Consider the following 8,289-nt stretch of genomic DNA (forward strand, 5'->3'; position numbering starts at 1 on the left):
CCGGCACGCAGAATTCGGCCACGGCCTCGGCCTTTCCCGCAGCGATCATCTTTTCGAAGAGCGACCGGGCCAGCATTTTTACGCGAGGTGTGATCGCGGCAATTCGCTGCGGCGCGAAGACCGGGTTGACCAGGGCGCGATAACGCGAATGCCGGGGCGGATCGATTTCGATCGGCAGTTGGGGTTCGGTCCGCGGCGTGATCACGGGAATGGCCGTCACGCCGGGAACGCTGGACGTGTAGTCGCGCCAATTGATTGCGGCGCTCCGTACATCGTCGTATCGGCTCAGCAACCAAAAGCCCCCGTATTTGTTCGAGCGTGCTACCGGACATTTCCGGCGCAAATGCTCGAAAGCCGAGAATGGATCGGCAACGAACGCCGGATCGTGGATGTCCACCTCGTCCGGGATGTTCGGTTCGTCCGTTGTCACCATTGCGGCCATGGGCGCGACTTCTGGGTTGGCTGGCTTCGATGTTGCCTCCGACGGCCGGGGAGTGAAACGCCGGAGGCAAGAGGGCAGAGCCCTCAGTGTGGTGGTCGACTACTTGACGCCGAGCGCGGCCGTCACCTTGTCGACATTGTCCTTGGTGACGAGCAGCACGCCGGTGTCGAGCGTGTCCGGAACCGGGCGGCCACCGTCGCTGGCGCCGAGGCCGGCGGACTTCAGTCCGTTGTGGTTGTAGTCGTGCAGGATCTTGACCGCGTAGTAGATGAACAGTTCGCGGTTCTGCACCACTATGCCGTCGACCCAGCCTTCCTTGGCGGTCTTGAAGAAGTCCGGCGTCTGCTCCATCGCCGTCACCTTGATGTCGCCCGGATTCTTGCCGGCCTCACGCAACGCGGTCACGATGCCGGCGCCCGACTCCGAATCGAAGCCCGCTAAGCCGGCGATGTCGGGATGGGCAGCGAGGATCGCGGCCGTCACCTGCGCCGCCTTCTGCGCATCGCCGCCGTCGTCCTCGTTGGAGACGATGTTGTATTTGCCGCCGCCATTGGCCTCGATATAGGCCTTGAAGCCGGCGACTGCCTCCCGCATGTTACCGGCGTTGATGATCGACATCATGGCGAGCTTGCCGCCATTGGGCAGCTTCTCCATCATCTTCTTGGCCTGAGCGACACCGACCTGCGTCCAGTTCGTGCCGATGTAGGCGAGACGTCCGGAGTCCGGCAGGTCGCCGTCATCGACGACGGTGGGGACGCCCTGCTCCAGGCACTTCTTGACCGATTCCGTCAGCGACGGATCCCAGCCGCCCACCACGGACACGCCGTTCGGCTTCTGGGCGCAGACCTGATCGACAGCGGCGATGAAGCCTGGCAGGTCGAAATCGGTCGGGCCGGCCACAACCACCTTGACGCCGAGTTCCTCGGCGATCTTCTTCATGCCGACATAGTCGTATTGCACGAAGAGCGGCAGGTTGGCCTTGTTGGAAATCCAGTAATAGGTTTCCTTCGCGTCGGCCGGGCCGAAAGACGATTCCTGCGCGCGCGCCGGTGCCGTCACGGCTGCCGCGAGCGCCGTTATCCCCAAGGCGACCAATGTCGATTTCATCATAAAGCGCATTCCCGTTTCCTCCTGATTGGGTTCTGTTCCCAGTTTTTTGCAGTCCACCGGCCTTGCCGGATTCCCCTCGGTTCCCGCCGGCCTAGCCGCGGCCCGCGGTCTTGAAGCGGTCGAGCGAAACGGCGAACAGCAGGACAAGCCCCACGACCAGTCCCTGCCAGAAAACGCCAACCGCGTTGATGATCATGGCGTTCTCGATCAGCGCGATGAAAAGCACGCCGAGAATGCCGCCCAGAACGGTGCCCTCGCCGCCCTTGAGGCTGGCGCCGCCAAGGACCGTTGCGGTGATGACCTTGAGTTCGATGCCGACGCCGGCATTGACAACAGCGCTGTTGAGCCGCGCCGCCCCGAGCACACCGGCGATGCCTGCCAGCGCACCCATTATGATGAAGCCGATGAGGATCAGCCTGTCGACGCGGATGCCGGACAATTGGGCCGCGCGCGGGTTGCCGCCGACGAAATAGAACTGGCGGAAGAAGCGGGTGCGCGCGACCAGCCAGCCGCCGACCAGCACCAGGATCAGCATCGCCCAGAACGGCGACTGGATGCGCAGGATCGGATCGGCGGCGCGGCCATATTCGGCGAAGCTGTCGGAGATCGGCGTGACGCCCGTTCCGGCCGTCACATAGGTCAGGCTGCGATAGATGGTGAGCGTGCCGAGCGTCGCGATCAGCGCGTTGATGCCGATGCGGGTCACGATCAGGCCGTTGATCAAGCCGGCCACCGCGCCAACCAGGACACCGACGAGAAGAGCTGCCTCCGCCGGCCAGCCCCACCAGCCGGCAACTACACCGGCCCAGACCCCGGAAAGCGCGAGCGTCGATCCGACGGACAGGTCGAATGTGCCGGCGATCATCAGCAGCATCATGCCGCAGACGAGAATGCCGACGGGTGCCAGATTGAGCAGCACGGCGCGCATGTTCGGCCCGGTAGGAAAGTTGTGCGGATAGACGATGGTCATCGCCAGCGCGAGCAGCACGACGAGCACGAACAATGTCAGCTCCCGCGAGTTGGCCAGGCGGCGCACGATGCGCAGCGGCAGGGCCTCGCGCTGCTCGACCGGGGCCTGCGCTTCGTTTTGGGATATCCGTGCCACGCTCATGCTCCAACCGCTTCCTCGCGTACGTTCGCGACCGACGATGTGAACCGGGTCGCCAGCCGCAACACCTGCTCTTCGGTCGCCCCCTCGCCCGGCAGTTCCCCGACCGTGCGGCCCTCGGCCATCACGACGATCCGGTCCGCAAGCGCCAGCACCTCGGGCAGCTCGGACGAGACGACGAGCAGCGCCACGCCCTTCTCCGCCAGTCCGCGCAGCAGGCGATAAATTTCGGAACGAGCGCCGACATCGACGCCGCGCGTCGGCTCGTCGACGATGAGCAGGCGCGGCTCCATGGCCAGCCATTTCGCCAGCAGGACCTTCTGCTGGTTGCCGCCCGAAAGCTCACCGACGATCTTGCGCACGCTGGGGGTGGCGATGCGCAGCTCTTTGACGAAACCGCCTGCGAGCCGTTCGGCCTTGCTGTTGGAGAAGTTGGCGCCGGACGAGACCTTCGAAAGCACGGTGGCGGCGATGTTGTTGACGAGGTCCATCCCGAGGAAGAGGCCCGACGTCTTGCGATCCTCCGGAACCATGCCGATGCCGGCGTGCTTGGCGTCCCACGGGCCCTGAGGGTCGACCGGTGCGCCTCCGATCCGGATGTCGCCGGCCGTGCGGCGCCTGGCGCCAAAAATGGCCTCGCAGAATTCGCTCCGCCCGGAACCGATCAACCCGGCAAGACAAACAACCTCACCGGCGCGCACGGTGATCGAAGCCGAGCGCACAAACGGCGGCGCGGAGACCCCGTCGGCTTCAAAAACGATCGGTCCCGCTTGCCGCGCCGAAGCCGCGCGGGTGAGATGAACCTCGCGCCCGACCATCAGCCGTATCAACTCGTCCGTCGTCGTCTCGGCGACCTTGCGCGTACCGGCGAGCCGCCCGTCCTTGAGCACCGTGACGGAATCGCAGAGCGCGAAGATCTCGGCTAGGCGGTGGGAGACATAGATGACCGAAACGCCGTCCCTGGCCAGCCGGCGCACGATCTCGAAGAGCTTTTCGGTTTCGGTCAGCGTCAGCGCCGCCGTCGGCTCGTCGAGGATCAGCAGCCTCAGTTCGCGCGACAATGCCTTGGCGATCTCGACGATCTGCGCCTGGGCTGGCGACAGGAATGCCACTTTCATTGCCGGATCGATGGCGACGCCGAGCTGGGCGATGAGAGCGTGCGCTCTTTCGCGCATCAGCCGGATATCGACCTGGCCGAACCATTTTGTCGGCTGACGGCCGGCAAAGATGTTTTCCGCGACCGACAGCTGCGGCACCAGCGAGCCTTCCTGATGGACGATGCCGATGCCCAGCTCGCCCGCGGCCTTCTCGTCGAGGTCGCCGAGTACGGCGTCGTCGAGCCGCACCTCGCCGCTGGTGCGGCTGTAGACGCCGGCAACGATTTTTCCCAGCGTGGACTTGCCGGCACCGTTCTCGCCAAGCAGTGCCCGGATTTCACCGGGCTCGACCGATATCGACACGTCGTCGAGTGCCCGAACGCCGGGGAACGTCTTGCAAAGCTGCGAGATGTGGAGGCGCGGCGCCATGTCGACCTCAAGCGCTGACAAGTGCGGCCGGCATGGCTATGCCTTGGCCTGAAGGTAGTGAGCTTGCTTGGCCTGGATCATCCAGACCATGGTTTCATTCACCGGCGTGGCCACGCCGGTGCGCTTGCCGGCGTCGACGATGGCGCCGTTGATGACCTCGATCTCCGTCTGGCGCCGCGCCTCGACGTCCTGGAGCATGGAGGCCTTGCCGCCCACGGCCTTCTCCAGCAACCCCGTTATGGCGGCCCAGCGCTCGTCATAATCGAGCGAAATGCCCTGCGCTTTGGCAACCGCCACGACTTCCTTCAGGATTGCCGCCATCAGCGACTTGGCGCCGTCGAAGGCGACCAGTTCGTGCGACATGAGATGCAGTAGGCCGGCGACCGGCAGCGTGCAGGCGTTCAGCGCCAGCTTCTTCCATACCTCGTCCAGGATGCGCTCGGACCTGGTGGTTTCGATCTGCGCGGCACGGAAGGTCTCGACCACCTTGTCCAGGCGAGGTGTCGCCTTGCCGCTCAGTTCGCCGATATAGGTCATCCCGACGCCGGGATGCTTCACCCTGCCGGGGCCGAGCAACGTGCCGCCGTGGTAAGTCAGGCCGACCAGAACCTTGTCTTCGCCCACAATGCCGGCGATGCGCGGCGCGTTACCCCAGCCGTTCTGTAGGCTGAGCACAGCCGTTTCCCCCGCGATCATCGGGGCCGCCGCGCGGACCGCAGCATCGGTGTGATAGCATTTGACGAAGTTGATGATCAGGTCGACCGGTCCGACCTTCGACGGCTCCGTTGTTGCCGGAACGCGGATAACCGGCCGGGAGCCGTCCTTCTCCTCGATCGTGAGGCCGTTGTCGTTGATCGCTTGCACGGCCGGCTTCGAGACGTCGATCAGCGTCACGTCATTGCCTGCTCGGGCAAGATAGCCGCCGAAAATGCCGCCCATGGCACCGCCGCCGCCCAGAATGGCGATCCGCATGTCTTTCGCTCCCTGTCCCACGACGGGTTGTTTTCGGCAAAGCCGGGGCGCCGTTTCCGGGATCTTGTGGAAACGCGCTTTCGGCGAGCGAAGCCGCTAGCCGATCCGGCCTTGTCTGGTTATGTTGCGGTCATCCTTGCAAGCAGTTGCATGGTTGTCAAGTATGATGGTATGAAAGGTCTATGGTCGATCCTCTCGTTATAGAACGCAAGAAGCTCTTCGAGCACGTGGCCTCGCATCTCGAGGCGCAGATCCTGTCGGGCAAGCTGAAGCCCGGAGACCAGCTGCCGCCGGAGCGCGACCTGCAGACGCGCTTCGGCGTCGGCCGGCCCGCCATCCGCGAGGCGCTGATCTCGCTGCAGAAGGCTGGGCTGGTCGAACTCACCAATGGCGCGCGGGCCAAGGTGCTGATGCCGACCGCCTCGCACATCTTCACTGGCATGGCTCCGGCCGTGCGCCAGATGCTTTCGACCGAGGAGGGACATCGCTACTTCCAGGGCGCGCGCCTGTTCTTCGAAGTTGGGCTGGCGCGCGAGGCCGCCCGGCACGCGACGGCCACGGACCTCGAGGCGCTGGCGACTGCGCTCGAAGCCAACCGGAAAGCGATCGGCGACCGCGAGCGCTTCACCTCAACCGACATCGCCTTCCACTTCGAACTGGCGAAGATGGCGCGCAATCCAGTCTTCATCGCGCTGCACGACCAGATCTCGGAGTGGCTGAAGGAACAGCGCACGGTGACCCTTGCGGCAAAGGGGCAGGAAAAGACGGCGTTCGAGGCGCACAAGGCGATCTATGACGGCATCGCGGCCCGTGATCCCGATCGCGCTGAGCAGGCCATGCGCACGCATCTCGAGCAGCTTGCCGTCACCTTCTGGCAGCAGCGCACGCACGATTGAAAGCTGTGTGGATCGGCGTCTTAGGTGACCACTTCACCCGCAGGCGCCGGCATGCATCGACGTGAACTGACCTCACGCAGAAATTGCAAGCGTTGAGTACAGCAGATGCAACTCTAGAGCTCGATAACTGCGACGAATTCGCATTGCACCAGGGAAGCGCTGTCCGGTGTCAACGGCCTCACGTGCCTGGCCGGACGCGACTCGGGATCTGGAAACATCCGCAGCCATTCTTCATTGACGGCGCCCCTGTCGCTGCTGTCGCGGAGATAAATATCCATCCTGATGATGTCCTCCGCGCTGCCGCCGGCGGCTTCGATGACGGCACGCATGTTGGCGAACACATTGGCCGACTGAGCCGCCATTCCGGCCGGCAATTCCTGCGTCGTCGGACTGACGCCATGAATCGCCCCCGAGAACACCATGTTGCCGATCCGGCAGGCATTGGGAACTGGATGCCTGTGGCTCAGTCCTTTCACCGAAATACTTTTGCGCATGGTTCTGCTGATCCTTCGCGATCTGTAGCGGGAAACTCGTGAACGGCTGGTCTGAATGCCTAGCGCACGAGTGCGGCTGGAAGGACCTATCGTCTCGCGCGCAAAACCGAGGCTTGCGCGGGTGGCGAGGAAGCGCCGGTGTCGGGACGCGGCGCGGGCGGTTCATAGCCGGACGTCAGCTGAATTCCCCGCGTCTCGGGCAGCATCAGGGTCGCGGCGAATGCGATGCTGTAGCCCAACAGCGCGACAAGGCCGATCGCCTCCGCCAGGCTGATATGTTGCGCCAGTATTCCGATGCTGGATACGGCGGCCGCACCGGCCGCCTTACCGAAATTGTAGGCGAAGCTCTGACCGCTGGCGCGGATGGCGGAGGGGAAAAGCTCGGTGAAGAACGGGCCGAGCGCGGCATAGTTTCCGATGGTGAAGAAGCCGAACGGCGCACCCAGGATAATCAGCGACCAGCCGGAGAGCGGCAGGAACATATAGGCGATGGTGATCAGCCATGAACATACCAGAAAAAGCTGAAACGTCCGCCGCCGCCCGAGACGATCGGCCAGGTATGCGCTGGCCAGAAATCCGAAAAACGAGCCGCCGGTCACCACGAACAGGTAATATCCAGATGCGCTCGGCGACAGTTCGCGCACCGTCTTCATGAAGGTCGGCAGCCAGTTGACGATCGCACCGCCGACTCCGATCACGCCGAATGCCAGCAATGAAGAAAGGATCGTCACGCGCAGGGCGTCAGGCTGAAATATCGCACCCAGCCCGGGCCGAACGCCGCTCTTCTCGACGAGCTCGCGCGTTTTGACGAAGATCTCCGGCTCCTCGATCTTGCGGCGCAGATAGAGGACCAGCACGCCGGGGAGCACACCGATCATCAGCAGCACGCGCCATCCGTAATCCTGTGGCAAATGCGCCAGGACCACGCCAGCCAATATGGCGGCGGCGCTCCAGCCGATGCCGAATCCGCTCTGGACGGTGCCTACAGCCTTGCCGCGATGTTCGGCGCGGATGATCTCGCCCATGAGGACCGCACCGGCCGCCCACTCGCCGCCGAAGCCCAGCCCCTGCATGATGCGCAAGACCATCAGTTGCTGGAAGTCCTGGGCGAACCCGGCAAGGAAAGTGAAGGCGCAGAACCAAAGGATCGTGAACTGCATGATGCGGGCACGGCCGAAACGGTCGGCGAGATAGCCGCAGAGCCACCCTCCGATCGCCGCGGAGAGCAGCGTCGCGGTGGCCAGATAGCCGGCCTGCGCCGTCGTCATTCCCCAGGCCGCGATGAGGATCGGCAGCACGAAGCTGAAGAGCTGCGCATCCATCGCATCGACGGCCCAGCCGGCGAAACAGCCCCAGAAGGTGTTCCGCTCGCGCGACGTCAACTCCCTGTACCAAGTGAACATCTTTTCCTCCCGTTTTGTCGATGCGACGCTGGCTAGACAACCAGTGGCGTAAGTCCTCCGTCCATGGTCAGCGAAGCGCCCGTCACGTAGGAGGATCTTGCGCTGGCGAGGAAAAGCGCGGCATCGGCCACCTCTTCAGGATTTGCGTAGCGCCGCAGCGGAATTCGCTGCTCGTTCAGCCGCAGCAGTTCTTCCGGCGTCTTGCCAGTCACCCTGGATTCGACTTCAAGCGACAATTGCAGGCGTTCGGTCATGGTGGCGGCCGGATTGATCACGTTCACCCTTACGCCTGCATGCCCCCACGCCGCTGCCAGCCCCGCCGAGGCGAGCATCAGCGC

Annotated in this window: 8 protein-coding genes and 1 pseudogene; 1 reads left to right on the forward strand and 8 read right to left on the reverse strand. The window is 64.1% G+C overall.

Features of this window, described 5'->3' with window-relative positions; all coding sequences use genetic code 11:
• The 5 genes and pseudogenes from EOA32_RS29265 to EOA32_RS29285 all read right to left on the reverse strand — a co-directional run.
• Positions 1–442 (reverse strand): annotated as a pseudogene (locus EOA32_RS29265) (hypothetical protein); the annotation flags it as partial.
• A gap of 99 nt (positions 443–541) precedes the next feature.
• Positions 542–1,561, reverse strand: coding sequence for a substrate-binding domain-containing protein (locus tag EOA32_RS29270; protein WP_095779522.1), 1,020 nt, complete (start codon positions 1,559–1,561; stop codon positions 542–544).
• A gap of 82 nt (positions 1,562–1,643) precedes the next feature.
• Positions 1,644–2,657, reverse strand: a complete 1,014-nt coding sequence (locus EOA32_RS29275) for an ABC transporter permease (protein WP_245499418.1) — start codon at positions 2,655–2,657, stop codon at positions 1,644–1,646.
• Between the two features lie 2 nt (positions 2,658–2,659).
• Positions 2,660–4,186 carry a sugar ABC transporter ATP-binding protein gene (locus EOA32_RS29280; RefSeq protein ID WP_128373577.1) on the reverse strand — a complete coding sequence of 509 codons (1,527 nt, stop codon included), beginning with the start codon at positions 4,184–4,186 and terminating at the stop codon, positions 2,660–2,662.
• A gap of 36 nt (positions 4,187–4,222) precedes the next feature.
• Positions 4,223–5,158 (reverse strand): 2-dehydropantoate 2-reductase, encoded by a 936-nt coding sequence (locus EOA32_RS29285; RefSeq protein ID WP_095831562.1) that lies wholly within the window; start codon positions 5,156–5,158, stop codon positions 4,223–4,225.
• Positions 5,159–5,340: 182 nt separating this feature from the next.
• Here EOA32_RS29285 and nanR point away from each other — a divergent pair, with 182 nt between their 5' ends.
• Positions 5,341–6,054, forward strand: a complete 714-nt coding sequence (gene nanR / locus EOA32_RS29290; protein WP_095779524.1) for a transcriptional regulator NanR — start codon at positions 5,341–5,343, stop codon at positions 6,052–6,054.
• Between the two features lie 113 nt (positions 6,055–6,167).
• Here the strand turns inward: nanR and EOA32_RS29295 are convergent, their stop codons facing one another.
• From EOA32_RS29295 to EOA32_RS29305, 3 genes are all read right to left on the reverse strand, one after another.
• Entirely contained in the window at positions 6,168–6,548 is a 381-nt protein-coding gene (locus tag EOA32_RS29295; protein WP_128373578.1) for a RidA family protein, read from the reverse strand.
• Between the two features lie 86 nt (positions 6,549–6,634).
• A complete protein-coding gene (locus tag EOA32_RS29300; RefSeq protein WP_095783894.1) occupies positions 6,635–7,951 on the reverse strand; it encodes an MFS transporter in 1,317 nt (438 codons plus the stop codon).
• A 32-nt stretch (positions 7,952–7,983) separates the two neighbouring features.
• The coding region (locus tag EOA32_RS29305) for an SDR family oxidoreductase (protein ID WP_128373579.1) at positions 7,984–8,289 on the reverse strand (306 nt) is incomplete at its 5' end.

The organism is Mesorhizobium sp. M1A.F.Ca.ET.072.01.1.1 (assembly GCF_004023325.1).
Taxonomy (GTDB): Bacteria; Pseudomonadota; Alphaproteobacteria; order Rhizobiales; family Rhizobiaceae; genus Mesorhizobium.

Coding starts and splice junctions, on each gene's coding strand:
- EOA32_RS29270 (WP_095779522.1), bottom strand. CDS start 1,561: ATGCGCTTTATGATGAAATCGACATTGGTCGCCTTGGGGATAACGGCG.
- EOA32_RS29280 (WP_128373577.1), bottom strand. CDS start 4,186: ATGGCGCCGCGCCTCCACATCTCGCAGCTTTGCAAGACGTTCCCCGGC.
- EOA32_RS29285 (WP_095831562.1), bottom strand. CDS start 5,158: ATGCGGATCGCCATTCTGGGCGGCGGCGGTGCCATGGGCGGCATTTTC.
- nanR (WP_095779524.1), top strand. CDS start 5,341: ATGGTCGATCCTCTCGTTATAGAACGCAAGAAGCTCTTCGAGCACGTG.
- EOA32_RS29295 (WP_128373578.1), bottom strand. CDS start 6,548: ATGCGCAAAAGTATTTCGGTGAAAGGACTGAGCCACAGGCATCCAGTT.
- EOA32_RS29300 (WP_095783894.1), bottom strand. CDS start 7,951: ATGTTCACTTGGTACAGGGAGTTGACGTCGCGCGAGCGGAACACCTTC.